Annotated in this window: 28 protein-coding genes and 1 pseudogene; 11 read left to right on the forward strand and 18 right to left on the reverse strand. The window is 70.3% G+C overall.

Annotation, left to right across the window (positions count from 1 at the left end; genetic code table 11):
* Nucleotides 1–68 precede the first annotated feature (68 nt).
* Entirely contained in the window at nt 69–545 is a 477-nt protein-coding gene (locus ACGFJ7_RS29830; RefSeq protein WP_392645019.1) for a tetratricopeptide repeat protein, read from the reverse strand.
* A gap of 236 nt (nt 546–781) precedes the next feature.
* On the opposite strand from ACGFJ7_RS29830, the pseudogene ACGFJ7_RS29835 reads away from it, so the two are divergent.
* Together ACGFJ7_RS29835 and ACGFJ7_RS29840 are read left to right on the forward strand one after the other, a co-directional pair.
* A pseudogene (locus ACGFJ7_RS29835) lies at nt 782–985 on the forward strand (tyrosine-type recombinase/integrase); the annotation flags it as partial.
* A 308-nt stretch (nt 986–1,293) separates the two neighbouring features.
* The gene (locus ACGFJ7_RS29840; RefSeq protein WP_392645021.1) at nt 1,294–2,175 is read left to right on the forward strand and encodes a hypothetical protein; all 882 of its coding nucleotides are present in this window, start codon (nt 1,294–1,296) and stop codon (nt 2,173–2,175) included.
* A gap of 266 nt (nt 2,176–2,441) precedes the next feature.
* On the opposite strand, the gene ACGFJ7_RS29845 is transcribed toward ACGFJ7_RS29840, so the two are convergent.
* From ACGFJ7_RS29845 to ACGFJ7_RS29855, 3 genes are all read right to left on the reverse strand, one after another.
* The gene (locus tag ACGFJ7_RS29845; RefSeq protein ID WP_392645022.1) at nt 2,442–2,888 is read right to left on the reverse strand and encodes a hypothetical protein; all 447 of its coding nucleotides are present in this window, start codon (nt 2,886–2,888) and stop codon (nt 2,442–2,444) included.
* Between the two features lie 353 nt (nt 2,889–3,241).
* Entirely contained in the window at nt 3,242–4,072 is an 831-nt protein-coding gene (locus tag ACGFJ7_RS29850) for a DNA-3-methyladenine glycosylase family protein (protein WP_392645024.1), read from the reverse strand.
* A 1-nt stretch (nt 4,073) separates the two neighbouring features.
* Complete coding sequence (locus ACGFJ7_RS29855) at nt 4,074–4,430, reverse strand: VOC family protein (protein WP_392645026.1); 357 nt, start codon at nt 4,428–4,430, stop codon at nt 4,074–4,076.
* Between the two features lie 66 nt (nt 4,431–4,496).
* Here ACGFJ7_RS29855 and ACGFJ7_RS29860 point away from each other — a divergent pair, with 66 nt between their 5' ends.
* Nucleotides 4,497–4,946, forward strand: coding sequence for a MarR family winged helix-turn-helix transcriptional regulator (locus tag ACGFJ7_RS29860; protein ID WP_392645027.1), 450 nt, complete (start codon nt 4,497–4,499; stop codon nt 4,944–4,946).
* Here the strand turns inward: ACGFJ7_RS29860 and ACGFJ7_RS29865 are convergent.
* A complete protein-coding gene (locus tag ACGFJ7_RS29865) occupies nt 4,924–5,592 on the reverse strand; it encodes a TetR family transcriptional regulator (RefSeq protein ID WP_360258992.1) in 669 nt (222 codons plus the stop codon). The genes ACGFJ7_RS29860 and ACGFJ7_RS29865 overlap by 23 nt on opposite strands.
* Nucleotides 5,593–5,665: 73 nt before the next feature.
* Between ACGFJ7_RS29865 and ACGFJ7_RS29870 the strand changes: the two genes are divergently transcribed.
* On the forward strand, nt 5,666–6,787 hold the full coding sequence (locus ACGFJ7_RS29870; RefSeq protein WP_392645029.1) for an FAD-dependent oxidoreductase: 1,122 nt from the start codon (nt 5,666–5,668) through the stop codon (nt 6,785–6,787).
* On the opposite strand, the gene ACGFJ7_RS29875 is transcribed toward ACGFJ7_RS29870, so the two are convergent.
* The 3 genes from ACGFJ7_RS29875 to ACGFJ7_RS29885 all read right to left on the reverse strand — a co-directional run bounded on the left by ACGFJ7_RS29875 (nt 6,765) and on the right by ACGFJ7_RS29885 (nt 7,884).
* A complete protein-coding gene (locus ACGFJ7_RS29875; RefSeq protein ID WP_392645031.1) occupies nt 6,765–6,905 on the reverse strand; it encodes a hypothetical protein in 141 nt (46 codons plus the stop codon). The genes ACGFJ7_RS29870 and ACGFJ7_RS29875 overlap by 23 nt on opposite strands.
* Before the next feature lie 3 nt (nt 6,906–6,908).
* Complete coding sequence (locus ACGFJ7_RS29880) at nt 6,909–7,388, reverse strand: hypothetical protein (protein WP_392645033.1); 480 nt, start codon at nt 7,386–7,388, stop codon at nt 6,909–6,911.
* Nucleotides 7,389–7,563: 175 nt separating this feature from the next.
* Nucleotides 7,564–7,884, reverse strand: a complete 321-nt coding sequence (locus ACGFJ7_RS29885) for a metalloregulator ArsR/SmtB family transcription factor (protein ID WP_360258999.1) — start codon at nt 7,882–7,884, stop codon at nt 7,564–7,566.
* 159 nt (nt 7,885–8,043) lie between these two features.
* On the opposite strand from ACGFJ7_RS29885, the gene ACGFJ7_RS29890 reads away from it, so the two are divergent.
* A complete protein-coding gene (locus ACGFJ7_RS29890) occupies nt 8,044–8,415 on the forward strand; it encodes a hypothetical protein (RefSeq protein ID WP_360259001.1) in 372 nt (123 codons plus the stop codon).
* On the opposite strand, the gene ACGFJ7_RS29895 is transcribed toward ACGFJ7_RS29890, so the two are convergent.
* The 3 genes from ACGFJ7_RS29895 to ACGFJ7_RS29905 form a co-directional block, all read right to left on the reverse strand.
* Nucleotides 8,390–9,052 (reverse strand): biliverdin-producing heme oxygenase, encoded by a 663-nt coding sequence (locus tag ACGFJ7_RS29895; RefSeq protein ID WP_360259003.1) that lies wholly within the window; start codon nt 9,050–9,052, stop codon nt 8,390–8,392. The two genes, ACGFJ7_RS29890 and ACGFJ7_RS29895, sit on opposite strands and share 26 nt — an antisense overlap.
* Nucleotides 9,049–10,023, reverse strand: coding sequence for a WxL protein peptidoglycan domain-containing protein (locus ACGFJ7_RS29900; protein WP_392645034.1), 975 nt, complete (start codon nt 10,021–10,023; stop codon nt 9,049–9,051). The genes ACGFJ7_RS29895 and ACGFJ7_RS29900 overlap by 4 nt, the downstream gene beginning before the upstream one ends.
* Nucleotides 10,024–10,104: 81 nt before the next feature.
* The gene (locus ACGFJ7_RS29905; protein ID WP_392645036.1) at nt 10,105–11,271 is read right to left on the reverse strand and encodes an HtaA domain-containing protein; all 1,167 of its coding nucleotides are present in this window, start codon (nt 11,269–11,271) and stop codon (nt 10,105–10,107) included.
* A 109-nt stretch (nt 11,272–11,380) separates the two neighbouring features.
* Here ACGFJ7_RS29905 and ACGFJ7_RS29910 point away from each other — a divergent pair, with 109 nt between their 5' ends.
* From ACGFJ7_RS29910 to ACGFJ7_RS29925, 4 genes are read left to right on the forward strand one after another with little or no spacing between them, the layout of a single operon-like run.
* Entirely contained in the window at nt 11,381–12,529 is a 1,149-nt protein-coding gene (locus ACGFJ7_RS29910; protein WP_392645037.1) for a hypothetical protein, read from the forward strand.
* Complete coding sequence (locus tag ACGFJ7_RS29915; protein ID WP_392645039.1) at nt 12,526–13,545, forward strand: hemin ABC transporter substrate-binding protein; 1,020 nt, start codon at nt 12,526–12,528, stop codon at nt 13,543–13,545. The genes ACGFJ7_RS29910 and ACGFJ7_RS29915 overlap by 4 nt, the downstream gene beginning before the upstream one ends.
* A complete protein-coding gene (locus ACGFJ7_RS29920) occupies nt 13,536–14,651 on the forward strand; it encodes an iron ABC transporter permease (RefSeq protein ID WP_360259014.1) in 1,116 nt (371 codons plus the stop codon). Before ACGFJ7_RS29915 ends, ACGFJ7_RS29920 begins: the two co-directional genes overlap by 10 nt.
* Complete coding sequence (locus ACGFJ7_RS29925) at nt 14,648–15,406, forward strand: heme ABC transporter ATP-binding protein (RefSeq protein WP_360259016.1); 759 nt, start codon at nt 14,648–14,650, stop codon at nt 15,404–15,406. Before ACGFJ7_RS29920 ends, ACGFJ7_RS29925 begins: the two co-directional genes overlap by 4 nt.
* Nucleotides 15,407–15,445: 39 nt before the next feature.
* On the opposite strand, the gene ACGFJ7_RS29930 is transcribed toward ACGFJ7_RS29925, so the two are convergent.
* From ACGFJ7_RS29930 to ACGFJ7_RS29945, 4 genes are all read right to left on the reverse strand, one after another.
* Entirely contained in the window at nt 15,446–15,808 is a 363-nt protein-coding gene (locus tag ACGFJ7_RS29930; protein WP_392645041.1) for a hypothetical protein, read from the reverse strand.
* A 414-nt stretch (nt 15,809–16,222) separates the two neighbouring features.
* Nucleotides 16,223–16,789, reverse strand: a complete 567-nt coding sequence (locus ACGFJ7_RS29935) for a GtrA family protein (protein ID WP_360259022.1) — start codon at nt 16,787–16,789, stop codon at nt 16,223–16,225.
* 32 nt (nt 16,790–16,821) lie between these two features.
* A complete protein-coding gene (locus tag ACGFJ7_RS29940; protein ID WP_392645043.1) occupies nt 16,822–17,652 on the reverse strand; it encodes an ABC transporter permease in 831 nt (276 codons plus the stop codon).
* Nucleotides 17,649–18,623: an ATP-binding cassette domain-containing protein gene (locus ACGFJ7_RS29945; RefSeq protein WP_360259025.1), complete on the reverse strand. Its 975-nt coding sequence runs from the start codon at nt 18,621–18,623 to the stop codon at nt 17,649–17,651. Before ACGFJ7_RS29945 ends, ACGFJ7_RS29940 begins: the two co-directional genes overlap by 4 nt.
* A 71-nt stretch (nt 18,624–18,694) precedes the next feature.
* Between ACGFJ7_RS29945 and ACGFJ7_RS29950 the strand changes: the two genes are divergently transcribed.
* Nucleotides 18,695–18,910 carry a hypothetical protein gene (locus ACGFJ7_RS29950; RefSeq protein WP_360259028.1) on the forward strand — a complete coding sequence of 72 codons (216 nt, stop codon included), beginning with the start codon at nt 18,695–18,697 and terminating at the stop codon, nt 18,908–18,910.
* Here ACGFJ7_RS29950 and ACGFJ7_RS29955 read toward each other — a convergent pair.
* On the reverse strand, nt 18,894–19,670 hold the full coding sequence (locus tag ACGFJ7_RS29955) for a universal stress protein (RefSeq protein ID WP_392645044.1): 777 nt from the start codon (nt 19,668–19,670) through the stop codon (nt 18,894–18,896). The genes ACGFJ7_RS29950 and ACGFJ7_RS29955 overlap by 17 nt on opposite strands.
* A gap of 82 nt (nt 19,671–19,752) precedes the next feature.
* Here ACGFJ7_RS29955 and ACGFJ7_RS29960 point away from each other — a divergent pair, with 82 nt between their 5' ends.
* Complete coding sequence (locus ACGFJ7_RS29960) at nt 19,753–20,106, forward strand: DUF1304 domain-containing protein (protein ID WP_360259033.1); 354 nt, start codon at nt 19,753–19,755, stop codon at nt 20,104–20,106.
* On the opposite strand, the gene ACGFJ7_RS29965 is transcribed toward ACGFJ7_RS29960, so the two are convergent.
* Together ACGFJ7_RS29965 and ACGFJ7_RS29970 are read right to left on the reverse strand one after the other, a co-directional pair.
* Nucleotides 20,103–20,312 (reverse strand): dodecin, encoded by a 210-nt coding sequence (locus ACGFJ7_RS29965; RefSeq protein ID WP_097327663.1) that lies wholly within the window; start codon nt 20,310–20,312, stop codon nt 20,103–20,105. The two genes, ACGFJ7_RS29960 and ACGFJ7_RS29965, sit on opposite strands and share 4 nt — an antisense overlap.
* A gap of 5 nt (nt 20,313–20,317) precedes the next feature.
* A complete protein-coding gene (locus ACGFJ7_RS29970) occupies nt 20,318–22,846 on the reverse strand; it encodes an alpha/beta hydrolase family protein (RefSeq protein ID WP_392645046.1) in 2,529 nt (842 codons plus the stop codon).
* Nucleotides 22,847–22,901 lie beyond the last annotated feature (55 nt).

Genomic DNA, 22,901 nt, shown 5'->3' on the forward strand with positions numbered 1-22,901 from the left:
CGTTTGAACATCGGCTGGATCGGTCGATCCCATGACGGGCCCGATCGCGCTCCCACGTGTTCCCGGATTCAGAGCTGTATCCGTGTTTCGAGAAAGTCGACATACTTGGAGTCGTCTTCGCAGAATATGTCGAACCCGGCCCCCATGTAGGCCCTTGTGAGTTCGTCGGCAGCCTTGTCGAGGTTGCCCTTTTCGTAGTACAGCTGCCCGAGGCGTAGGTGTATGAATGGATTGCCCAGTCCCCCTGGGCATTGAACGGCCTGGAAGAACGCATCGAATGCTTCGTCGTAGAGGCCGTGATGGAATGAGGCGTCGCCGATCGCCACATAGAGCCAGGCCGCCGCCGTCCACTGGTTAGGGTTGTCCGGCAGGAGCGGGAGCGCCTGAAGGTACGCCTGCTTCGCCTCGGCGTATCGGCCGGCCTTCGCGAGCGCATCCCCTTCCCGGGAGAGCGCGGTCACCTTCTCGTTGACGTCGTCGGGCAGCTCCAACGCGGTCAGTCCTTCCGTCGCCTCGTGATCGTCCATCAGCAGCTTCCCGATCACCAGCTCAGGGTAACGACCACGTCGATCCCATCGCCGGCCACCAACAGCAAGCCATCGCCCCTTGCCGCGTCGAGGGCGTTGATGGTCTTGCCGACGGTGACGCACCGCTGGTGCTCAGATCAGGATCTTGATCCGCTAGGCCTGAAACGGTCCGGCCTCGGCGAGGAACACGGCCATCGCGTCCCGAAGATTCGCGGCAAGACGGTGCTTGTTCCGCTGCCTCCCCCGCGGTCGCTCGTGCGATCGAGCACGCCACAGAAAGCCGCGAACACCGACCGATCCTGCGCAACACGATCGGTCGGCGGATGGACCGGCACCCCACGACCGGCCGACTTCAGCAGCTGTCCGAGACAGCCGGAATCCGGATGCCTCGAATGCACCCGCACATGCTGCGCCCCACGTTCGTCACCACCATGCTGCGCGGCAGCCAGCCTCCGTGACGTGCAGATCGCCGCCCGGCACGCCGACCCCAAGACCACGGTGCGCTACGGCCAGGCCCGTAAGAACCTCGACCGGCACCCCAACTACATCCTCGCCGCCTACACGGCGTCCGGCACCTGAACGCAGAGGCCGCCAGTCGGCGGGCCAGTACCCGGACTGGCGGACCTCGTCAGGTCACCCGCATCCCGGCACCCGCTGACAACGTCTGCTCCATCGCCGGGACCAACCCCCCGTACGCGGACATGCCGAGAAGAGTGCGTTCCAAAAGGGCTCGCCTTCCCGAGGATCCGCCCGGTACGGTCCGCCTGTGGCGCTCACAGATCTACGGCATGGGTTTCGTGACGATGGTCAACGGCAGGAAGTCCAAGCCCTGGTGATGGACTGCCTCGCTGATGACCGCGAGCAGGAGGAATGCCGCGTCCTGATGAAGTTCTGGTGGCAACTCTCCATGACATATCAGGAAGTGACTGAGGCTGACCTGGATCGCCATGTCAGGCCGGTCAAACGCGAAGCCGTGCAGAGACTCATCCACGCGATCAGGAGCTCACCGGACGCGATCGATGCATGGATCGTCGCCACCGCCCGAGAGTTCTCGGTCGTTCAGGATCGCGGCTACGAGGCTCAACGTTCGCGTACGGAGCGTGCGTCGCGGGCTTCGCGGGCTTCGCGGGCTTCGCGTGCGGAGGATGAAATCTCAGCGGATCTGGCCCTGGCCGGGATCGAGTTCCTCGAACGGATCACGACAGAGGTCTCGTACCCGCTGCCTGGCTCCGGTGCGGGACCCGCCTCCTGCCGGCCGGAAGACGGCCGATTCGACTCCACGCCCGACGAGGTGGTCCACATCGATGCCCCGGACATGCCGGCCAAGGTGAACGCCGGCTGGTGGCGTATGGCCCAAGCGTTCGGACTTTTCGATGAGAAACGCGAGTTCCTCCTCAGCGTCGACTACCGCAGCCCCGAATCCGCCGAGTCCGAGTCCTGCTGGGTACGTGTCCGGCTGGCCGATGAATGGGACCTGGCCGGCAGCGGGTCAACAACACTTCGGAGCCACTTCGCCAGGGTCATGACCGAACGCTTCGTTCCCGAGTTCACCATGCTGTCACTCGACCAGAAAATGTTGCTGAACACGACGGTCTGGGGCAATGCGACCGTAAGCACCATCGTCATCCGCCCCGATCGACTTGGATGACCCGCTGGTCAGCGGATCCACTCCTCTGCCGCTGACAATGCGCGGTGGGGTGGCGAAGCGCCGTCACACGATGTGATGCGGACGTGAGTTTTCCTGGTATATGCCGGGCGCCCATCGGTGTATGCAGGACCGGGCAGCGGCACCGGTGGCCGGGGTTTGTTCCTGGCCCGGCAGCATCGGGAGCAGTCCCCGCCGGCGTCCAAATCACCGTGACGATGCCCCTGCCGCAACCAGAAGCGCGACGAACGGCGGTGCCCCGGACTCTCTCAGGCTCCATCGATCTGTCGTCGGCTCTGTACCAATGGCACGGGCTCGTCGATCAAGACCGGGTTGCCTTCCATCGACAGGGCGCCGTCGTGCCGCGTGTATCGCTGGGCCAGCAGGACGCCCCGGTCGTGGCCGATCTGGTAGCCCTCGACGAAGACCGCCTCACTGCGCCGGCCTTCGTGTGTGTAGTAGCCGTCCCATGCCAGCGCCACACAGGTGACGTCGTGCTCAACCACACGCAGCGCCGTACGCCCGGCGGCAAGACATTCCTGCAGATTCGCCCCCTGCCCAGCCAGGAACCTCGTCAAGCCGCGGCCCTTTGGGCTGTCCGAGAATGCGAAGGGCGTGAAGCCCTCGTCCGAGAGCCCGGCATTTTCCACCGCATAGTCCAGCGCGGCGAAGATCAAGTCTGCACTCGCTGGGCTCATCTCGTCCAACACGGTCATCGCACGATTCTCCCAGATGATGATCGTCCGACACTCATGTCCTTGGACGGAGCGGCTCGAGCCTGCCAATCAACCATCGAGGTATCTGGCACGCAGGCATCAGAAGCGCTCCCGTGAGGTCTGGGTTGACAGCTTCTCAATTAAGGTCAGCGGACGCCAGCCCTTCCTCGGCGCCGTTGCCGCGCTATGCCGAACCCGAGCCGGCGCGACGGTGGCTGCGACTGTCCCACCGGCCCGGCAGACGACCGCCGCGTTGCCTCCTCGGCGGCCGGACAGCCTCGACAACAGCACCTCGGTGGGTTCGCTGCCCAGCTGGGCCGGACACCGGGCGGGCAACCGGTCCGGCGGCTCGGTCATCGGCCGGGCATCGCTGTCCAGGCGCGCAGGTGGAACGCCGCCCACGTGCGGTAGGGGCGCCAGGCCTGCGACACCTGGTCGCGGCTGGCGGTGGAGCCGTAGTGGGTGGTGACCTCGGCCGCGAAGCGGGGCTCGTGCCGCGGGACGGCGTCGGGATGGTTGGCGCCGCGCAGGACCACCAACTCGGCGCCGAACGGGCCCAGACCGGTGATCTCGCGGACGGCGGCGATGGCCGCGGCGGCGTCCATCGCGCGCAGGTGGCCGCCGTCGAGGCGGCCGTCCAGGGCGGCCTCGGCCACCGCGTGCAGATATTCGGTTTTTCGGCCGAACAGGTCGAGGTCGAGGGTGCGGAGTTTCTGGGGCGCGGGGAAGGCGCCGTCCTCCAGCAACGCGGTGCGCTGCCGGGCCGCCTGCGTCCGGCGTACGCGCTGGGTCAGCACCGCCCACGCGGCCGCCTCGTACGGGGAAAGGAAACCGCACGGCCGCAGGCCGGGCATGTCCTTCTGCGCCTTGGCGATGACCGGGTCGCGGTCGCCGACGGACGGCCAGCCGCGGGCGTCGACGTCGAGGGACAGGAACCGGACGACCTGAGCGGTGGCGGCGTCCAGGTCGCCCGGGCCCTCGACGGTGATGTGGGCGGACGGGCCGTCCTGGCGGACGGTCGCGGTGGCCACGGTCCAGTCGTGTTCGGCTCGGAAGGCGGTGCGCAGGGTGGCGCCTTCCGGCTGGTTGCGCAGGGCGGCGGGCGCGAAGCCCTCCCAGAATTGGCGGCAGACGGCCAAGGACCAAGGGCCCTGCACATTGTGTACGGATGTGAGCTGCACCATGTCAGGCCTTGTCGTGGATGGTGACGGCGTAGCCGTCGGGGTCGCGGAACGTGAACGTACGCCCGAACGGGCCGTCGACGGGGTCGCTGACGATCGGCACGCCGGCCGCGGCGAGGTCGTCGTGCAGGGACTGGGCGTCGTCGGCGAGCAGCCACAGGGCCACGCCGTCGCCCGGCCGGGTGAGGGTGGTGCCGGGGAGCACGTCGCGCACCGCGAACGGGACGGGGCTGGTGGCGAAGACGACGGCGTGCGGCGGGCCGGGGGCGCGGCGCAGGCCGAGGCGGGTCTCGTAGAAGGAGGCGGCGGCTTCGAGGTCGCGTACCTGCAGGGAAATGAAGTCGGGTCCGACGACGGGCATGGGGACATCCTCTCGGTTCAGCATGTCAGGAGACTGACATGTTGGAGAGTATGTCAGGATGCTGACATGACGCAAGGCGTGGGAGACCTCGACCGCTCGATCGGCTACGCCCTGAAGCAGGCCGCGACGGCCCTGCGGACGGCGATGGAGACGGCCCTGCGGCCGCTGGGGCTGACGGTGTCGCAGTACTCGTGCCTGGAAGTGCTGGGTCAGCGGCCCGGGGTGTCGGCGTCCGAGCTGGCCCGCGGCGTGTTCGTCACCCGGCAGTCGATGCACGCACTCCTGCTGGGCCTGGAGGAGCGCGGGCTGCTGGAGCGGGCCGCCGCGGCGCCGCACGGCCGGGCCCTGCCGACCCAGCTGACCGCCGCCGGCCGCGCGACGCTGGCCGAGGCGAGCGGCATCGTCGCCGGGGTCGAGCGGCGGATGACAGCGGCCTTCGACAGCGCGGCGCTCGAGCGCCTGCGAGCGGATCTCGCCGCCTGCGTGAACGCCCTCAGCGATCACGCCGAGCCGTGACGCCGGCCAGGATCAGGTCGATGCCGGCCAGGAACTGCTCGCGGTCGTCGTGGGCCGGCAGCTGGCCGGCGACCGAGCGGATGAACGGGAACTCGGCCGCGTCCAGGTTCGCCCAGCCGGAGGCGACAGCGCCCAGGAACTCGGGCCGGTTCGTGCCCGGCTCCACCGCGCGGGCCAGCGCCGCGTTCTGCCCGGCCACGCCCAGGATGTAGTTGAGCAGGGCCGAGGCCCAGGTGAACTGGTCGGCCGCGGGCACGCCGAGCGCCTGGATCTGCTGCCCGAGGCGTTCGAAGACGCGCAGCATGGCGGGCTGGATCGGCACCCGGGACAGCTGGGCGCCGGCCCACGGGTGCTCGTCGATCGCGTCGAAGACTCCCCCGGCCAGCGCGCGGATCGCGTCCTCGGGGGTGCGCTCGGCCACCTCGGCCGCGATCGCGCCGGCCAGCACCTCGCCGGTGGCCGCGGCGAGCAGTTCGTCCTTGTTCGCCACGTGCCAGTAGATGGCGCCGGCCCCGGTCCGCAGGTGCGCCGCGAGCGCCCGGAAGGTCAGCCCGCTCTCGCCGCCCTCGTCGAGCATCGCGATCGCCGCGCCGACGATGCGCTCGGCCGACAGCGCGCCATCTGTGTTCCGCGTCCTAGTTGCCATGCACCCATCTTGACATACCTGGAACGCCGTTCCAGGCTGGGTGTGGAACAACGTTCCAGAGAGAGGACAAGTCATGATCACGATCATCGGCGCCGGGCTCGGCGGCCTCACCCTCGCCCGCGTCCTGCACGTCCACGGCATCGCCGCCACCGTCTACGAGGCCGACGCCTCACCCGCCGCCCGCACCCAGGGCGGCCAGCTCGACATCCACGAACACAACGGCCAGCGGGCTTTGACGGACGCCGGCCTGTACGAGCGGTTCCGCACCCTGATCCACGCCGGTGCCGAGGCGACACGCGTCCTCGCCCACGACGGCACCGTGCTGCTCGACCAGCCCGACGACGGCACCGGCCACCGCCCCGAGATCCTTCGCGGCGACCTGCGGCAGATGCTGCTCGACTCCCTGCCCGAGGGCACGGTGCGCTGGGGCCACAAGGTCACCGCGGTCCGCCCGCTCGGCGACGGCCAGCACGAGGTGACCTTCGCCGACGGCTCCACCGTCGTCGCCGGGTTGCTGGTCGGCGCGGACGGGGCCTGGTCCCGCGTACGGCCGCTGCTCTCCGAGGCGAAGCCCGAGTACTACGGCACCTCGTTCGTCGAGACCTACCTGTACGACGCCGACGAGCGCCACCCGGCCGCGGCCGGGGCGGTCGGCGAGGGCGCCCTGCTGGCCCCCGAACCGGGCCGGGGCATCCAGGCCCACCGCGAGGCCAACGGCGTCCTGCACACGTACGTGTCACTGGCCCGCCCGCAGGAGTGGTTCGCAACGATCGACTTCACCGACACCGCCGCCGCGACCGCCCGCATCGCCGCCGAGTTCGCCGGCTGGGCCCCGGAACTCACCGCCCTGATCACCGACGGCGAGACCGCACCGGTGCTGCGTCCCATCTTCGCCCTGCCGGCCGGCCACCGCTGGCCCCGAACCCCCGGCGTGACCCTGCTGGGCGACGCCGCCCACCTGTCCCCGCCCAACGGCGAGGGAGCCAACCTGGCCATGTTCGACGGCGCCGAACTGGCCAAGGCGATCGCCGCTCACCCGGACGACCTCGAGGCCGCCCTGACCGATTACGAAACCGCCCTCTTCCCCCGAGCCGAGGCCGAGGCCATCGAAGCCGCCCGCGACTTCGACCTGGTCACCGGCGCCGGCACCCCCAGCAGCCTGGTCGATCTGTTCAGCGCGCCCCAACCGTCGTGAGCCGGCGGGTCACCCTCATCACCCCGGCCTGCTTCACCCCGGCCTGCTTCACCCCGGCCTGCTTCACCCCGGCCTGCTTCACCCCGGCCCGCGAGCTCGGGGTGAAGCGGGCTTTCACGCCTCAGGAGGTAGTCCGGAAAACGTCGCAGGTGCCCGATCCGGCGCCTTGGTAATTGTCGTTACCCAGCGTCCCGCCCTGGAAATTGGTGAAGTTTTTCCAGTGCCATTCTTCCCCGGTCTTCACATAATGGTCACCGATGAACGCCCAGTGGAATCCGTCGTTCTGCCACGCGATCATCCATACGTAAGGATTGCCATGGACGCCACACAGGCCGGATGAATCCGTGTACCACCAGAACAACGCGACGCTGTTGCCGTTGTAAAGGGTCTTGATCGCACCGGTCTTTTGATCCCGCACCTGAACTCCCCCGGCCGGAGCCGAGGTGATGACCGTGCAGACCTCACTCGCGCTGCTGAACGGCTTGCACTCCCACAGCATCGGAGTGGCCGCACTCGCCGCCCGCGGTGTCATCACCATCGACACCAGCGCCACCAGCACAATGGTCAGGAATTGGACAGATAGTCGCCATCGTGGTTTCATTCCCACTCCCCCGTGTGAATTTTCCTCAAGCTAGCAGCATGGTGAGCGAGATCACAAGGCCGGAAAACCGGTCAGAATATCGATCGTTTCCGCCGCGGGGGAAACGAACCCCGGCACCCGCTTTTCCGGCCGCGTCCGCGAGACCCGCGATAAAGAACGGCGCCCCTTCGGCGTTTCAGGACAGGAGCTTGAGCAGTTCCTCGCGGTCGGTCAGGACCTCGCGCAGGATGCGGCGGCCGGCGGCGAGCAGGTCGGCTACGGCGGGGGTGCTCAGGGCGTACATCACCAAGCCCTTGTCTCGGAAGGAGACCACCACGCCGGCGCGGCGGAGGACCGCCAGCTGCTGGGAGAGGGCCGAGGCCTCGACGTCGATCTCGGACAGCAGGTCGCGGACCGGGCTCGGGCCGTTCTGGAGCAGTTCAAGGACGCGGATGCGGACCGGATGCCCGAGGACCCGGAACATCTCCGCCTTCGCCTGATACAGCGGTACCGACACGCGCACTCCATGAAGACCCGAATTGCAAACAACTGCAACTTCCCCGGCGTACGGGATGAGCCTCGTCTCACAGCGCGGGGCGAGCCGGACAGTGAGTGCGACGAGACATCGAAAGGTCGGACATCATCGGGTCAGGCGACGACACTGTGGAGGGTCGACATGGCGGAGATGGACGTGGCGCTCAAGGACGCGCTGCAGGTCAGCGGGGCGATTGCGGCGGCCGTCGTCGATCACGGCAGCGGAATGGCGCTCGGCACGGCGGGCGGTGGGCACGATTTGGACGTGTCCGTGGCGGCCGCGGCCAACACCGAGGTGCTGCGGGCGAAGCTGCGCACGATGGACATGCTCGGCATCCGCGAGCGGATCGAGGACATCCTCGTCACCCTGGACTCGCAGTATCACCTGCTGCGGCCGGTGACCGGGCGCAACGGGCAGGGCCTGTTCATCTATCTGGTGCTGCGGCGGGACAACGCCAACCTGGCGATGGCCCGCCACAAGCTCCGGATCATCGAGCAGACGCTGGAAGTCTAGGCAGCGGAGGGTACGCGGTTCCGAGCTCGGAGAACACGGCCGCGTTGAGGCGGAACGCCAGCTGGGCCTCGTCGATCGTGGTGGCGGCCTGCTCGCCGGTGAAGGGCAGCGCGTCCAGCCGGGCCCGGTACGCGATCTTGTACGTACGGGTGTCCTCGATGCCGTCGAACGAGTAGAACCGCGTGCCGGCGCGGCCCAGGGCGTACGTCTGGGCCACGGACCGGCCGACGAGCTGGCCGCCGCTGAGGTCGCCCAGGTAGCGCACGTAGTGGTGGGCGATGAAGTGCGGTGCGCTGTCATGCGCGAACGACCGTAGACGCTCGACGTACCGCACGGTCGCGCCGGCCGGCACGATGTCCGCTTCCCAACTCGGTCCGTACAGGTGGGCCAGGTCGGCCTCGAGGGTCTTGACCCGGAACAGCGCCGGATCGGCGAACGCGCGGCCGTGCTCGTTCGTCCGCATGGCCTCGGCGGCCGCTTCCAGCTCGCGGTAGATGAACAGGTACTGCGCGGTGAGTGCCGCGAAACCCTCGCGGGACACCGATCCGGCCATCAGCCGCGAGATGAAGCTGCGGTTCTCGGCCTCACGGTGCTCGACCATGGTGGCGCGGCGCAGACGGGTGGCGAAATCGCTCATGAGGTCACGTCCTTGGCGAGTGAAGTGGGCCGGCGGCGACGGCCGCGGGCGAAACGGAAGACCAGGTAGAGCAGGGCGGCGCCGAGGACGGCGAGCAGCGCCCACGGCCACGCCCACACGTTCGTGCTGCGGGCCACGGCCGGAAGTCTCTCGGCGAAATACAGCGGCTGTACGTCGACGTCGGCCGCCAGGCGCACGGTGGGCTGCACGCCGGTGATCTTCTCGGTGATGGTGATGGAGCCGCCGGGCAGCAGCTCCGGGATGTCCATGGCGCCGGTCTGCGCGAGCTTCCAGCCGAACGGACCGGTCACCTTCACCGAGCCGGTGCCGCTCAGCCGCAGGTTCCCCGCGTTACGCACGAGGTAGCGCACGGTCATCGAGCCGCCGTCGGCCGGGTTGGCCGACTGGCTGTACTCCATCCGGACGTTGTCGATGGTCAGCTTCGGCGCGGCCGCCCCGGCCACGGTCAGGTAGACGCGGGCGGCCACGCGCTGGTCGACCAGCACCTTCTGGCCGTTGGCGCCGGTCGTCTCCTGGGCGATGGAGGTGACCACCCCGCCGGCGTGGTCGCCGGGGGTCGCGTTGGCCGGCACGCTGACCGAGAAGGGCACGTCGAGCCGGGTGTTGGCCGGCACCGTGTACTTGGCCGCGGCCAGACCGATCCAGGAGCCGACGTCGGTGGGCTTCTGGGCGGCGGCCAGCAGCGAGAACGAGCCGTCCTCAGTGGTGAAGGCGTCCGTCCCGTACACATTGAAGGTCAGGGGTTCGGCGGTCAGGTTGGTGATGCCGACGTAGTCGGTGAGCCGCTCGCCGGGCGCGGCCCGCCGGACGACGTAGTCGCGGCCGTCCGGGCCTTTCGCGGTGGAGGGCTGCACCGACCAGCGCACCCCGTCTTTGTCGAGAGCCGCCTGCGCCGGGGCCGGGGCCAGCACAAACAGAAGAACCGCGGCCAGTGCGCCTCGGACGATCATGTTGCTCCTTACGATGTACCAAGCCGGCCGGGGATAATTTCGGTATCCCCGGCCGGTCTCAGGCCCCGCCTCGATCGAAGATCAGGCGAGCGTCAGGGTGAGCACGGCGCTGTACTCACCGGCCGCGCTGGACTCGGGGACACCGAGTTGCAGCGCCGCGCCGCAGGTGGAGCTGCCGAGGCCGCTCCCCGTCGCGGCCTTGCATAGGGTGTGGCTGGCGCCCAGGCCGGAACCGGGGGCAGCCGGGCTACCCGGGGTGACCGCGTTCCGCACACCGGCCGCCGCCTTGAGGCTGCTGGTGGCCACGGCCGCGGTCGGCGTCCAACCGAGGTTGTTGGCCGGGATCGTGCCGCCGACGGCCGACGTGAAGTCGGTCACCTGACCGACCAGGTCCCAGCCGGAGTTGGTGCCGCGCAGGTCGCTGACCGTGACCGCGTTCAGGTTTCCGGTCGCGGACTGGCCCGGCGTCGCCGCCGAGAGGGCCACCTGCGAGCCGGAGGAGGTCAGCGTCAGCGCGCCACCGGTGACCGCCGCCTTGATCGTCTGCGACGCCGAGTTGCCGCCCTGACCCGGGCCGGCCGGATCGGTCGGCTCGGTGGGATCGGTCGGGTCGGTGGGATCGGTCGGGTCGGTCGCCGAGGCGGAGGCCGACGCCGTCACCGGGTCGAGCGCCGTGCCGGCGCCGTAGAAACCGGCGAAGGCGCCGGCGCCCGCGGCGGTCAGGGTGGCGCCCAGGTTCGAGAACTTGACGGCGCCGCCCTCGACCGACGGAGCCGCGGTCACCAGGGTGGCCACCTCGGCCTGCACCAGGTGCTGGTCCGTGGTGCCGTTGTTGGCCTCGAGGTCCACATCGGCCTTCAGCGAGCCGGCGCCGTCGCCGTTCACCACGACGGTGGGGTTGGAGACGGTGATCTTGAACAGGTGGGCCGGGTAGGAGAAGACGACGGTGCCGCCGTACTTCACCTCGGCCGTGCCCGCGGCGGCGTCGTACGTGCCGCCCTTCGCCGCGAACGCGAACGTCCCGTCGGCGTTGCGGACAGCGCCGTTGCTCACCGCGATCGGCGGGTTGCCGTTGCCGGTGGAGACGTACGCCCGGAACGAGGCCTTGAAGCCCCAGTCGAGGGTTCCACCGCCGACCGTGACCGGCGCGGCCAGGGCGGGAGCGGTGGCGGTGAGCGCGGCGGCGGCGCCGACGGTGATCGCACCGGCCCAGAGCGCGACCCGCTTCGGGCCGTGAATTGTGCCCATGAGAGTTCCTTCCATGACTGCTTGGTTGCGCCCGCAGCGGCGACCTTGGTTAGGGTAGCCTCACCTAACCCATGATCAAAAGCAAGATCAAATTTCGCTGGGAGGCACAGTGCGCATCGGCCGCGCCGCGGTGACGGTCACCGCCCCGGTCCTGCTCGCCACCCTCGGCATCGGCGCCCCCGCGCTGGCCGCGAAGCATCTTTCGGTCTCCAAGACCAAGGGCTTGAAGCGCGCCGGCGAGACCGTGACGGTCTCCGGCAGTGGCTACGACGTGACCAAGGGCATTTACGTGGCGTTCTGTGTGGACAATGGCCCGGGCGTGATGCCGTCGCCCTGCGGCGGCGGCGCGGACATGTCCGGCTCGTCGGGCTCGTCCGCCTGGATCTCCTCGAATCCGCCGTCGTACGGCAAGGGCCTGGCCAAGCCGTACGGCAAGGGCGGCTCGTTCACGGTGAGCCTGAACGTCAGCCAGATGATCGGCGAGGTCGACTGCGCGGCGAAGGCGTGCGCCGTGATCACCCGCAACGACCACACCAGAACAAGCGACAGATCCCAGGACGTACGCATCCCCGTGCGCTTCGCGGCCGCACCAGGGGCCGACGCCCCGGCCGGGACCGTCGCCCCGACCCGAACCCCCGGCGGCTCCACCTCCGGATCAGGGTCCACCGCGGGCTCCAGCTCCACCGCCGGGTCCAGCTCCGACTCTGGGTCCGGCTCTGGGTCCGGCTCTGGGCCCGGCTCGCTCGGGGCCGGCTCGGCCGCGAAAGCCGGCAGCCGGAAGACGCCGGCCGGTCCGCCGAGTGTCCAGCTCGCGACCGCGGCCCCACCGGCCGCCACGACGGCCGTCGCCATGGACACCGTCGACTCGACCACCCTCAACCGCACCAGCTCGGCCACCCCGCTCGGCCATTGGTGGGCCATCGGCGGCGCCTTCCTGGCCGGCTTGCTCGGCGCCACGCTGACAGGCCGTCTCCGCCGCCGCCATCCAGTCGCCGCCGGCACCCCCGTCCGTCCGGCCGGCGGCATCCCCGTCGGCTCGGCCGGCGGCATCCCCGTCGGCTCGGCCGGCGGCACCCCCGTCGGCCCAGCCGGCGGCACCCCCATCGACCCAGCCGGCGGCACCCCCATCGGCTCAGCCGGCGGCACCCCCATCGGCTCAGCCGGCGGCACCCCCATCGGCTCAGCCGGCGGCACCCCCATCGGCTCAGCCGGCGGCACCCCCGTCGGCCCGGCCGGCGGCGTCAAGGAGGAACTGTGATTCGCCGTACCACTGCCGCTGTCGTTCTGGCGGCATCGCTGTTGACCGGCTGCACTTCGGTGAGCGAGGTCGGCGCCGAACCGGACGCCGCCTCGAACAGCTGCGGCGTCGCGACCGCCAAGCTGGCCGGTGAAGATGTCACCCCGCTGGAGCCCCAGCCCGTACCCAAGCTGCCCGTGACCGTCTCCTCGGCCGACGGCCGCAAGGTCACTGTGAAGAGCGCCGACCGCATCCTCGCCGTGAACCTCTACGGTTCGCTCGGCGAGCTCGTCTTCAGCCTCGGCCTCGGGTCCCATGTGGTCGGTCGCGACACGTCGACCACGTTCCCCGCCGCCGCGAAGCTTCCCCTGGTCACCCCGCAGGGCCACGACCTCAGCGCCGAGGCCGTCCTCAAGCTCGACCCGACCGTCATCCTGGCCGACGACAGTATCGGCCCGGTGACCGCCCTCGAGCAGATCCGCCAGGCCGGCATCCCCATCGTCATGATCGACGATCAGCAGACCATGGCCGGGGTTCCGAAGCACATCCGCGCCGTGGCCGCCGCCCTCGGCGTTCCCGAGGCCGGCGAGCGCCTGGTCAGCCGGGTCCAGTACGAGATCGACGCCGCCCGGAGGACGGCGCCCGCCGACGGCAGGAAGCTGAAGATCGCTTTCCTGTACGTTCGGGGCACCGCCGGCGTCTTCCTGATCGGCGGCAAGGGCGCCGGCTCCGACGCCATGATCGAGGCGATCGGCGCCGAGGACGCGGGCACCGCCGCCGGTTTGACGAAGTTCCGCCCGCTGACGAGCGAGGGCCTGATCAACGCCGCCCCCGACGTCATCCTGGTCATGACCGAAGGCCTGCACTCCGTGAACGGCGTCGAGGGCCTGCTGAAGCTCCCCGGCGTCGCGCAGACCCCGGCCGGGATCAACCGCCGCATCGTCGACATGGACGACGGCGTCCTGCTGAACTTCGGCGGCCGCACCGGCAAGGCCGTCGAGGCCCTGGCGAAGGCGGTTTACGGCCCATGCAGCTGACAACTCCCCCGCCGGCGTCCGTGCCGCCGAAATCGGCACGGGCGCGGCGGCTCCGGGTGCCGGCCCACCTTCGCGGCGCGGCCCGGATCGGGCTGATCGGCGGCCTGGCGGTAGCCCTGATCGCGGTCTGCCTGCTGGCGGCCGGCCGCGGTCAGGTGCCCATCTCGCCGGCCGAGGTGGCCGGCTCGCTGCTGCACCGGCTCGGCGTCGACCTCGGTCCGGCGCCGTCCGCGGTGCAGGGCGAGAACGCTCTCTGGCTCGTCCGTTTCCCCCGCGTCACGCTGGCCGTCGTGGTCGGCGCCTCGCTGGGCACGGCCGGCGCGCTCATGCAGGGCGTCTTCGGCAATCCGCTCGCCGAGCCCGGCGTCATCGGCGTCTCCTCGGGCGCCGCGGTCGGCGCCGCCGCCGCCATCGTCAGCGGCGTCACCGTCTTCGGCATCTGGACCACGGCGGCCGCCGCTTTCCTCGGCGGCATCGTCACGACCTTCATGGTGTACGCCATGAGCCGCGCCAACGGCCGCACCGAGGTGGTGACCCTCGTCCTGACCGGCGTGGCCGTCAACGCCACGGCCGGCGCCCTGCTGGGCCTGCTGATGTTCCTGACCGACGACGACGGCGTACGGGCCATCGCCTTCTGGCAGTTGGGCAGCCTCGCCCAGGCCACGTGGGGCGCCGTCTCGGTGGCCGCACCCTGCGCCCTCGCCGGCCTGGGAGTCGCCGCCGTGATCGCCCGCCGCCTGGACCTGCTCGCGCTGGGCGAGGCCCCCGCCCGCCACCTGGGCGTCGACACCGAACGCCTGCGCCTGATCGCCATCACCGCCACGGCCCTGCTCACGGCGTCGGCGGTGGCTTTCACCGGCATCATCAGCTTCGTCGGCCTGGTCGTCCCCCACCTGATCCGCATGGTCGCCGGCCCCGGCCACCGGGTCCTGATCCCCGCCGGCGCCCTCGGCGGCGCGGTGGTGGTCGTCCTGGGCGACCTCATCGCCCGCACGGCCATCGACTACCAGGAGCTCCCGTTGGGCGTCCTCACCGCGGTGGTCGGCGGCCCCGCCTTCTTCTGGCTGCTACGCCGCACCCGCGCCAAGTCGGGAGGCTGGGGATGAGAGCGACAGGTATCGAGGTCGGCCTGGGCGGGCGCACCGTGGTCGACGGTGTCGACCTGCACGCTGATCCGGGCGAGGTGGTGGCCCTGGTCGGGCCGAACGGCGCCGGCAAGTCCACCCTGCTGGCGGCGCTGGCCGGGGATCTGGCCACGCCCGGGCGTATCGAGATCGGCGGGCGCGACCTCCGGTCGTACAAAAGAATCGATCTGGCCCGGCAGCGGGCCGTGCTGCCGCAGAAGTCGGCGCTGTCGTTCCCGTTCACCGTGGAGGAGGTCGTTCAGATGGGCCGAGCCCCGTGGGCCGGCCGCCCCGAGGCGTCCGGGGACGAGGAGGCCGTGGCCGAGGCCATGCGCCGCACCGAGGTCACCGGCTTCGCCGCCCGCCCGTTCCAGGCCCTGTCCGGCGGCGAGCAGGCCCGGGTCGCCCTGGCCCGGGTCCTGGCCCAGCGCACCCCGCTGCTCCTGCTGGACGAGCCCACCGCCGCCCTGGACTTACGTCATCAGGAGCTGGTTCTTCAGGTGGCCCGGGAACGTTCCCGGGCCGGCGCCGCGGTGATCGTCGTCCTGCACGACCTGGGCCTGGCCGCCGCCTACGCCGACCGCGTCTACGTCCTGGCCGCCGGCCGGGTACGAGCGGAAGGCCCACCGGCCGGCATCTTCACCGACGACTTGCTGACCGACGTCTACCAGCACGACGTCGAGGTGCTGCCCCACCCGCGAACCGGCACCCCGTTGGTGATCCCGCGCCGATCCTGAGATGTCGACCACCAAACAGCGCGTCCCCGCGCCGGCCTCTCACCGATGGGAAGTCAGCGCGGGAACGCCGCGATAGGAGCGCCTGCGTACCGTCCAAACGATCGCTGAGATGACCACCAGCACCGCAAGGGTGGCGACTCCGGTGACCGCGCCGAGGAAGCCCGCGAAACGGGCGATACCGAAACCGCACTCCAGCCCGGCCACGGTGCCGTCCCCGCATCCCGAGGGCAGACGCCGATCCTCGGCATCGCCGGCGATGCCGCCCACCACCAGGCACAACACGGGCAGGGCGACGCAGCCTCCGAGCAGCATCCACCTCGGCCGCCCGTGGCACCGCAACGCGCTCAGCCACCCCGCGATCACCAGGAGCGGCATGACCAGCGGCAGGAGCAATGTCTCCATCGCGGCCGATCGTAGGGCCAGGGCCAGGGCGGACTCGGGCCGCGGGTCCAGGCTCCGGCGCGGGGTCAGCCCCACGGCGGACTCGGGCCGCGGGTCTCGGCTCGGGGTCAGGCACAGACCCGAGTTCGGGCCCAGACCCAGAGCCAGGCTCGAGGTCAGGCCCAGACTCGAGCCGGAGTCCGAGCTCGGAGGCGGGGTCAGGCCCGCGCCCGGGCGCAAGGCCGCACCCGGGCGCAAGGCGAGGCCCGGCGCAAGGCGAGGCCCGGCGCAAGGTGAGGCCCGGCGTGCAACATAGGGCCCAGGCTTAGACTCGGGCGCGGGATCAAAGCCGGGCTCGGGCTCAGGGCCTGCGGCCGTGCGCCGGGTGCCGTGGCACGCCGATCTGCCGCTGCGCGGATGGCGTGCGGGTCGGTGTCAGCGGCGCGAGGGCTTCTTGGGGCGACCAGTGGCCTTAACGGGCTTGGCGGGCTTGTGCTTGGTGATGGGGCTTCGCGGGCCGGGGGCGGAACGGCGGGAGACCGGGCGCGGCCGGGCCTCCGCGTGCGGGAAGACGAACTTCTTGAAAGCCCACAACCGGAACACCATGGCGACCAGCGTGCCCAGGATGATGCCGCTGATGAAGTCGGCTATCTCCTGGGTGGGGCGGCTCACCTCGGGCACGCGCAGCAGCAGGACGTAGCGGGACACCCAGAGCGGGATCAGGGTCAGCACGATGCCGACGGCGCTGACCGCGAAGAACAGGGCGGCCTCGTGGCGCTGTTCGCGGCCGCCCCGGGTGCGGAAGGACCACTCGCGGTTCAGCACGTACGACAGGACCGTGCTGAGCAGGGTGGCGATGGCCAGGGCGGTGACCGGCTTCTCGTGCAGGACGGTCAGCTTCAAGGCGTAGTTGATGAACGTCGTCGCCAGGAAGCAGATGCCGCCGACCAGCAGGAACTTGGCGGCCTCGTGGTGCCTGCGCCACAACCGGGTTAACCACATTCCCGCGATCTTAGGCCAATGGACCAAATCGCCTACTTTCGGTTGTAGAGGCGCATGGTCACGGCGCCGAAGACGAGGACCAGGGCGGCGCTGGCCAGCAGCGTCCACATGATCTCGGGCATGTCGGGGTCGCCGGCCATGATCGAGCGGATGGCGGAGACCAGGTGGGTGATGGGGTTGACCTTCACGAACGCCTGGAGCCAGCCGGGCATGGTCGACGGCTCGACGAAGACGTTGCTGAGGAAGGTCAGCGGGAACAGGACCAGCATGCTGACGCCCATCACCGATTTCTCGGAGCGCAGCAGCAGGCCGAACATGGTCCAGATCCAGGAGAAGGCGAACGAGAAGATCACCAGCAGGCCGATGCCGCCGAGCACGCCGGGCACGCCGCCGCCGGGGCGGAAGCCGAGGATCAGGCCGACCACCATGATCGTGGTGGCGGCCAGGATGTAGCGCAGGACGTCGCCGAAGATCATGCCGACCAGGGCGGCCGGGCGCCACACGGGCAGGGTGCGGAAGCGGTCGAAGACGCCCTTCTCGATGTCGGTGTTGAGGCCGACGCCGGTGTACATCGTGATCATGACGACGCTGGTGACCATGATGCCGGGCAGGAAGAACTGAAGGTATTCGCCGGTCGAGCCGGCCAGCGCGCCGCCGAACAGGTACGTGAACATCAGCGTCATGATGATCGGGAACGCGGTGACGTCGAAGAGCTGCTCGGGTACGTGCTTGATCTTCAGGACGGCCCGCCAGCCGAAGGTCAGTGACGCCGCCAGCGCGCTGGGGCGGGTGGGCGCGGCACTGCGGGACAGCACCGCGCTGAACGTGTCGGTGGAGGGTGTGTAGGGCGCTGTCGTGGTCACGCCGGAACCTCCTGCGAGGAGTGCGAGGACGAGGTCAGGGCCAGGAAGACCTCGTCGAGACTGGGCTGGCCGAGCGAGAAGTCGTCGACGACGATGCCGGCGTCGGCGAGGCGGGCCAGCGCGCGTGAGGCCTGCGCGGCCGCGCCCTGCGAGGAGCCGTCGGCCCGGGCGGTGAGGGCGACCGGGTCGGCCTCGAGCTGCACGGCCGTGCCCAGTTCCTCGGCCAGCACCCGCTCGGCGGCCGGGCGCTGCGCGGCGTCGCGCAGCCGCACGTGGACCGTGCCGGCGCCGATGGACGACTTGAGCTCGCCCGGTGTGCCCTCGGCGATCACCCGGCCCTGGTCGATCACCGCGATGCGGCCGGCCAGCTGATCGGCCTCGTCGAGGTATTGCGTGGTCAGCAGGACCGTCGTGCCGTTGGCGACGACGATGCGCACGATGTCCCACACCTGGTTGCGGCTGCGCGGGTCGAGGCCGGTCGTGGGCTCGTCGAGGAAGAGCAGGTCGGGCGTGTTGAGGATGCTGGCCGCGATGTCGATGCGCCGCCGCATGCCGCCCGAGTATTTCTTGATCTGCCGGTCGGCCGCCTCGGTCAGCCCGAACGCGGCCAGCAGCTGGGCGGCCCGATCGCGGGCGGCGCTGCGGCCGTGCCCGAGCAGGCGGGCCAGCAGGACGAGGTTCTCCGTGCCGGTGAGGTCTTCGTCGACCGACGCGTACTGCCCGGTGAGGCTGACCCGGCCGCGGACGGCGTCGGCGTCGCGGACCACGTCGTGGCCGAACACGCGGGCGGTGCCGCCGTCGGGGCGCAGGAGCGTCGCCAGCATCCGTACCACCGTGGTCTTGCCTGCTCCGTTAGGCCCGAGGAGGCCGTAGACGGTGCCCGGGGGCACGGTCAGGTCGACGCCGTCGACCGCGCGGTTGTCGCCGAAGGTCTTGATCAGACCCGTGGTCTCGATCGCCGGTGGGTTCATGCCCGCCATGCTGCCTCACGGGTGTGACATTTTTCTCTCCCGGAGGCGTACGGTGGCTCCAAGGAGTGGCCATGGAGCTGCGAACCCGGCTGTTGATTCTGCGATGCGACTTCCTGCTGCGCCGCGCCAATCGGAAGCGCCGCCGGCGGCTGGCCGCCGAGCTCGCCATGTACCGCAACCACGGCGAGCTGAACGACCTGTACGCGCTGTTGGACACCTACCCCGACGGGCAGACGTACGAGATCCGGCAGATTTTGTACGACCAGGCGCTCAGGCGCGCGCGATGAGCACCGGGCATTCGGCCCGTTGCAGCAGAGTCGTGCCGACCGGCCCGAGCAGCGCGCCCTGCTGACGGGCGCCGGCCACCACCAGTTGCGCCTGGCGGCACTGTTGCAACAGCACCTTTTCGGGCTTGCCGCCGATCACCTCACGGGTGACCCGCACCTGCGGGTACTTCTCCCGCCAGGGGTCGAGCTGAAGGTCGATCATGTCAAGGGACGGGCCGCCGTCCCGGACGGTCACCGCGGTCACCGGCGCCCCGCGCATCGCGGCTTCCTCGAAGGCCCGCCCGATGATCGTGGAGGCGTCCGGGTCGCTGTTGACGCCGACCACCACCGGCCCGTCCGCCGGCACCTCGCCGCCGCGCACGACGACCACGCAGCATCGGGCCTGGGTGGCGACCTGGCTGTCCACCGAGCCGTGGGCCTGCCCGAAGAACCCGCGGTCGCCGTGGCTGCCGAGCACCACCAGCGCCGCTTCCTCGGCCGCGTGGACCAGTACCGGCACGGCGTAGCCGGGCAGCGCGATCCCCTTCACCGAGACTCCGGGGGCGACGGCCCGGGCCTGCATCACCGCGGTGTGCACCGTCGACTGGTCGGCGTCGGCGTCGGCCTGGCGGGTGTCGAGTGCGAAGGACTCCCGGCGGTGCCGCGCGAGCAGCACCCGTAACTCCGCCTGGCGCAGGCGGGCTTCCGTGGCGGCCCAGCGCACCGCCGCCATCGAACCGGCCGACCCGTCGACGCCGACCACTACTCTCGTTTTGATCATGGCGTTCCCTCCCTGGATTCAGAGTCGACCCAGGAGCAGGGGGTTTTCAAGGCCGTGTGCAGGTGGCGATAGCCTGACGCCCATGATCATCGTTGCCGACGTCCTGGTCGCGCTCGTCGCGCTGATCCACGTCTACATCCTCGTGCTGGAGATGTTCCTGTGGACCAGCCCGCGCGGGCGGGCGGCGTTCGGCACCACGCCCGAATTCGCCCAGCAGACCAGGACGCTCGGCGCCAACCAGGGTCTCTACAACGGCTTCCTGGCGGCCGGCCTGATCTGGGGCCTGATCGACGGCGCCGCCGCCATCAAGATCTTCTTCCTGGTCTGCGTGGCCGTGGCCGGTGTGTTCGGCGCGGCCACGGCCAGCCGGCGGATCATCTACGTGCAGACGCTTCCCGCCGTGCTGGCCATGGCCGCGGTGCTCATCGCGAATTAATCCTCGACCCGGAAGCCGATCTTCAGCCGCACCTGGTAGTGCGCGACCTCCCCGTCGACCACCTGGCCGCGGATCTCCTGCGTCTCGAACCACTCGATGTTGCGTACGGTCCGGTTGGCCTTGGAAATGGCCGTGCGGATCGCGTCGTCGACGCTTGTCGGGCTGCTGCCCACTACCTCGCTGAGCCGGTACACGTGATTGGTCATGCGGCTCAGCTTCCGCTCACCGTTCCGGTCAGCACAAGGTCGGGCGTCACGTGCAACTCGACCGATTCGTCCGGCTCGCTCAGTGTGTCGGTGATGGTCGGCACGACAAGCGATCCGGTGGCGGTGCCCGGTTCGAAATAGGCCCACGGCAGCGCCGCGGTCTGCGAGAGCGGCCGTGACGGTTCCGGCTCCTCCCAGGCCACGTCCTGGAACCACACCGGATCGACGTCGGTGCTGGAGAGTTCGGCCCCGTCCGGCGGTTCCGGCGCGGCCCCGATCAGATACGGCGATTCGACCGGCGCCGACAATCGCAACTCCCAGGTCAGGGTCTCGCCCTCGGCTTTGCGAACCGAGGTCACGGCCGCGCTGACCGTCGGTTCCGGATCGTCGTTCTCGACCGTGACGCCGCCGACGTAATCGCGGATCTGGAAAGCGCGCTCGGCCTTCGCCAGCAGGATCTGGCCCTCCCCTTCCCCGTACAACTCGTCGCCTTCGACGGTGAGGGGAACGGTCAGCGATCGGTCGACGGTCACCAGCCAGGTCTTGGTCAGCTCATAGGTGATCCCGTCGACCAGAAAGAACCGCACCTGTCCCTTTCCACGTCCGCTCACCGCGACCGGAACCTGGTAGGTCTTACTGCCCGAGTCGCCTTCGGCGACGGTCAGATTTCCGATGTCCAGTTGCGGCAGGTTCGGGGTTCCGGTGGGCGGGGTCCCCTTGCCGTACGCCCATGCGTCGAGCACGAAAGCCCGCGCCGACGCGCGGAATTCGAGTGCTTTCACCGTCAGCCGGGGAATCGGCAACCGGACCTCCTGAGCCCAGTACGACGTCGTCAGTGGCGTGCCGGGAAGGCCGTTGAGCCGTACGTCGCCGAGCCGCACCCGGCGACCGTCGGCCGCGACCGCGGTGACGCCGAAGGAGGTGCCGCTCGTGTTCGGCGGAACGATGACCCGGAGCGCCAGGGTGCCGCTGTCCACCCGTACCGGCCGGGGCAGCACCGCCCGGGAGGGCCCGGTCAGGTCCACCGCGTACCGGCCCGGCTCGGGTACGACCGGCCCGAACGTGGTGAAGTGCCCGATCCGCGAATTCTGATCGTCGGGGTCCAGGCACGAGCGGGCCGCCACGTCGGTGATCTGCTCACAGATCCGGGCGCCCTTGACCGCGGGCCCCGGGATCAGCACCGGGCTCCGGTTGCCGCCGAGCGCGTGGGTCAGCACCCGGGCCGGGCCGGCCGAGGGCGCCCGCACCCCGGTGCCGTCGAGCAGCGGCAGCACCCGGTCGTCGTCGCGCGCGAAGAGCCGCGCCGCGGCCGCGATGTAGGTGGCGCCGGCCTTCTGCTGCTGCGCCGCCGTGAGCCGGGTCGGCGCGCCCGGTGAACACACCGGGTCGGTGGCGTCGCCGCTGGAGAAGTCGTCCCACGCGGGCGCGACCGCCTGTCCCGGCGTCCATTCGGTGTTGAAGAAGTTGTGGTTCGCCCCGACCATGTAGATCGCGCTGTGCACCGCCTTCCCCCGGCTGACGCCGCGGGTCTCGTCCACGTACATCTGCCCCTGCAGGTCGAAGACATCGCCGTCGCAGCCGGGCAGGATCGTCGCCGACGGCACGTCCGGCACCGGGTTGTGCCCGAACAGCGTCGGCCCGATCAGCAGCAGCCCGCGGATGGTCCACCGCGGATCGACCGCCATCGCGGCCCGGCTCACGCCCTCACCGCCGCGCGAATGGCCGACGAGATAGACCTTCGAGAGATCGGCCCGGCGATCCTTGGCGAGCAGCGCGAGGTGGTGGCGCACCAGTTCCGCCCGGGCCTGGGCGCCGCCGTCCTCGCTCGCCCAGTCCTGCCCGTTGATGCCGTTGGCCGAGATCGACACGGTCATGTAGCCCTGCGAGGCGAGCAGTTCCTGCGCCTGCAGATAGCCGCGATAGCTGGGAATCGGCGACGTGCCTTCCGGGCACGGCCACTCCTGCGGGACGTCCTCGTTGTCACCCTGATAGCAGATCGAGTGCCGCCCGTGCAGGAAAAGGGCGAGCGGCCGTTTCCCGGTCGCGCCCACCGGCGCCACGACGACCGCCCTGGTCTCCACCGGCGCCTCGTATTCCAGTTTCACCGGCGCCAGGTCGTATTCCGAGGTGGCCGTGCGGTAGGGCCCGGGCACACCGGGGTCGACAGCGGCGGCCGGTTGCTGAGCCGGAGCCGGCGGGGCGGCCATGCGCGAAGCGCGCTGGGGAACCGCGTCGAGGCGCTTGCCCGCGGCCCGTACGGACAGCTCGTTCAGCGGACCGGCCGGGGAGGACAGGGTGAAGGTCCGGCCGTCCGGATGGGGTTTCGCCTTTCCGAGGAGCCGATTCCTCGACCAGAACTCGACGGCCGCGTCGCCCATCGGCACGCGGGAAGGAGCCTTCCAGGTGAGCTTTCCGTCCACTACGGACCAGCCACCGCCCGGGTCCGCGGCCGTCGGTGGCGCGGCGACCGCGCTCCCGGCGACCCCTACGACAAGTGTCACGGCGACCGCCGCCGCCGTCAGTAGTCTTCGCATGCAAGCGTGTCTATCTCACACTCGCAACCAGCTCGACGATCATCGAACCATGGCA

This window comes from Actinoplanes sp. NPDC048988, from assembly GCF_043197815.1.
GTDB lineage: Bacteria > Actinomycetota > Actinomycetes > Mycobacteriales > Micromonosporaceae > Actinoplanes.

What these genes read in the sequence shown, in the direction of transcription:
- ACGFJ7_RS29845 (WP_392645022.1), bottom strand. Translation starts at nt 2,888, where the DNA reads ATGACCGTGTTGGACGAGATGAGCCCAGCGAGTGCAGACTTGATCTTC.
- ACGFJ7_RS29850 (WP_392645024.1), bottom strand. Translation starts at nt 4,072, where the DNA reads ATGGTGCAGCTCACATCCGTACACAATGTGCAGGGCCCTTGGTCCTTG.
- ACGFJ7_RS29855 (WP_392645026.1), bottom strand. Translation starts at nt 4,430, where the DNA reads ATGCCCGTCGTCGGACCCGACTTCATTTCCCTGCAGGTACGCGACCTC.
- ACGFJ7_RS29860 (WP_392645027.1), top strand. Translation starts at nt 4,497, where the DNA reads ATGACGCAAGGCGTGGGAGACCTCGACCGCTCGATCGGCTACGCCCTG.
- ACGFJ7_RS29865 (WP_360258992.1), bottom strand. Translation starts at nt 5,592, where the DNA reads ATGGCAACTAGGACGCGGAACACAGATGGCGCGCTGTCGGCCGAGCGC.
- ACGFJ7_RS29870 (WP_392645029.1), top strand. Translation starts at nt 5,666, where the DNA reads ATGATCACGATCATCGGCGCCGGGCTCGGCGGCCTCACCCTCGCCCGC.
- ACGFJ7_RS29880 (WP_392645033.1), bottom strand. Translation starts at nt 7,388, where the DNA reads ATGAAACCACGATGGCGACTATCTGTCCAATTCCTGACCATTGTGCTG.
- ACGFJ7_RS29890 (WP_360259001.1), top strand. Translation starts at nt 8,044, where the DNA reads ATGGCGGAGATGGACGTGGCGCTCAAGGACGCGCTGCAGGTCAGCGGG.
- ACGFJ7_RS29895 (WP_360259003.1), bottom strand. Translation starts at nt 9,052, where the DNA reads ATGAGCGATTTCGCCACCCGTCTGCGCCGCGCCACCATGGTCGAGCAC.
- ACGFJ7_RS29900 (WP_392645034.1), bottom strand. Translation starts at nt 10,023, where the DNA reads ATGATCGTCCGAGGCGCACTGGCCGCGGTTCTTCTGTTTGTGCTGGCC.
- ACGFJ7_RS29905 (WP_392645036.1), bottom strand. Translation starts at nt 11,271, where the DNA reads ATGGGCACAATTCACGGCCCGAAGCGGGTCGCGCTCTGGGCCGGTGCG.
- ACGFJ7_RS29920 (WP_360259014.1), top strand. Translation starts at nt 13,536, where the DNA reads ATGCAGCTGACAACTCCCCCGCCGGCGTCCGTGCCGCCGAAATCGGCA.
- ACGFJ7_RS29925 (WP_360259016.1), top strand. Translation starts at nt 14,648, where the DNA reads ATGAGAGCGACAGGTATCGAGGTCGGCCTGGGCGGGCGCACCGTGGTC.
- ACGFJ7_RS29930 (WP_392645041.1), bottom strand. Translation starts at nt 15,808, where the DNA reads ATGGAGACATTGCTCCTGCCGCTGGTCATGCCGCTCCTGGTGATCGCG.
- ACGFJ7_RS29935 (WP_360259022.1), bottom strand. Translation starts at nt 16,789, where the DNA reads ATGTGGTTAACCCGGTTGTGGCGCAGGCACCACGAGGCCGCCAAGTTC.
- ACGFJ7_RS29945 (WP_360259025.1), bottom strand. Translation starts at nt 18,623, where the DNA reads ATGAACCCACCGGCGATCGAGACCACGGGTCTGATCAAGACCTTCGGC.
- ACGFJ7_RS29950 (WP_360259028.1), top strand. Translation starts at nt 18,695, where the DNA reads ATGGAGCTGCGAACCCGGCTGTTGATTCTGCGATGCGACTTCCTGCTG.
- ACGFJ7_RS29955 (WP_392645044.1), bottom strand. Translation starts at nt 19,670, where the DNA reads ATGATCAAAACGAGAGTAGTGGTCGGCGTCGACGGGTCGGCCGGTTCG.
- ACGFJ7_RS29960 (WP_360259033.1), top strand. Translation starts at nt 19,753, where the DNA reads ATGATCATCGTTGCCGACGTCCTGGTCGCGCTCGTCGCGCTGATCCAC.
- ACGFJ7_RS29965 (WP_097327663.1), bottom strand. Translation starts at nt 20,312, where the DNA reads ATGACCAATCACGTGTACCGGCTCAGCGAGGTAGTGGGCAGCAGCCCG.
- ACGFJ7_RS29970 (WP_392645046.1), bottom strand. Translation starts at nt 22,846, where the DNA reads ATGCGAAGACTACTGACGGCGGCGGCGGTCGCCGTGACACTTGTCGTA.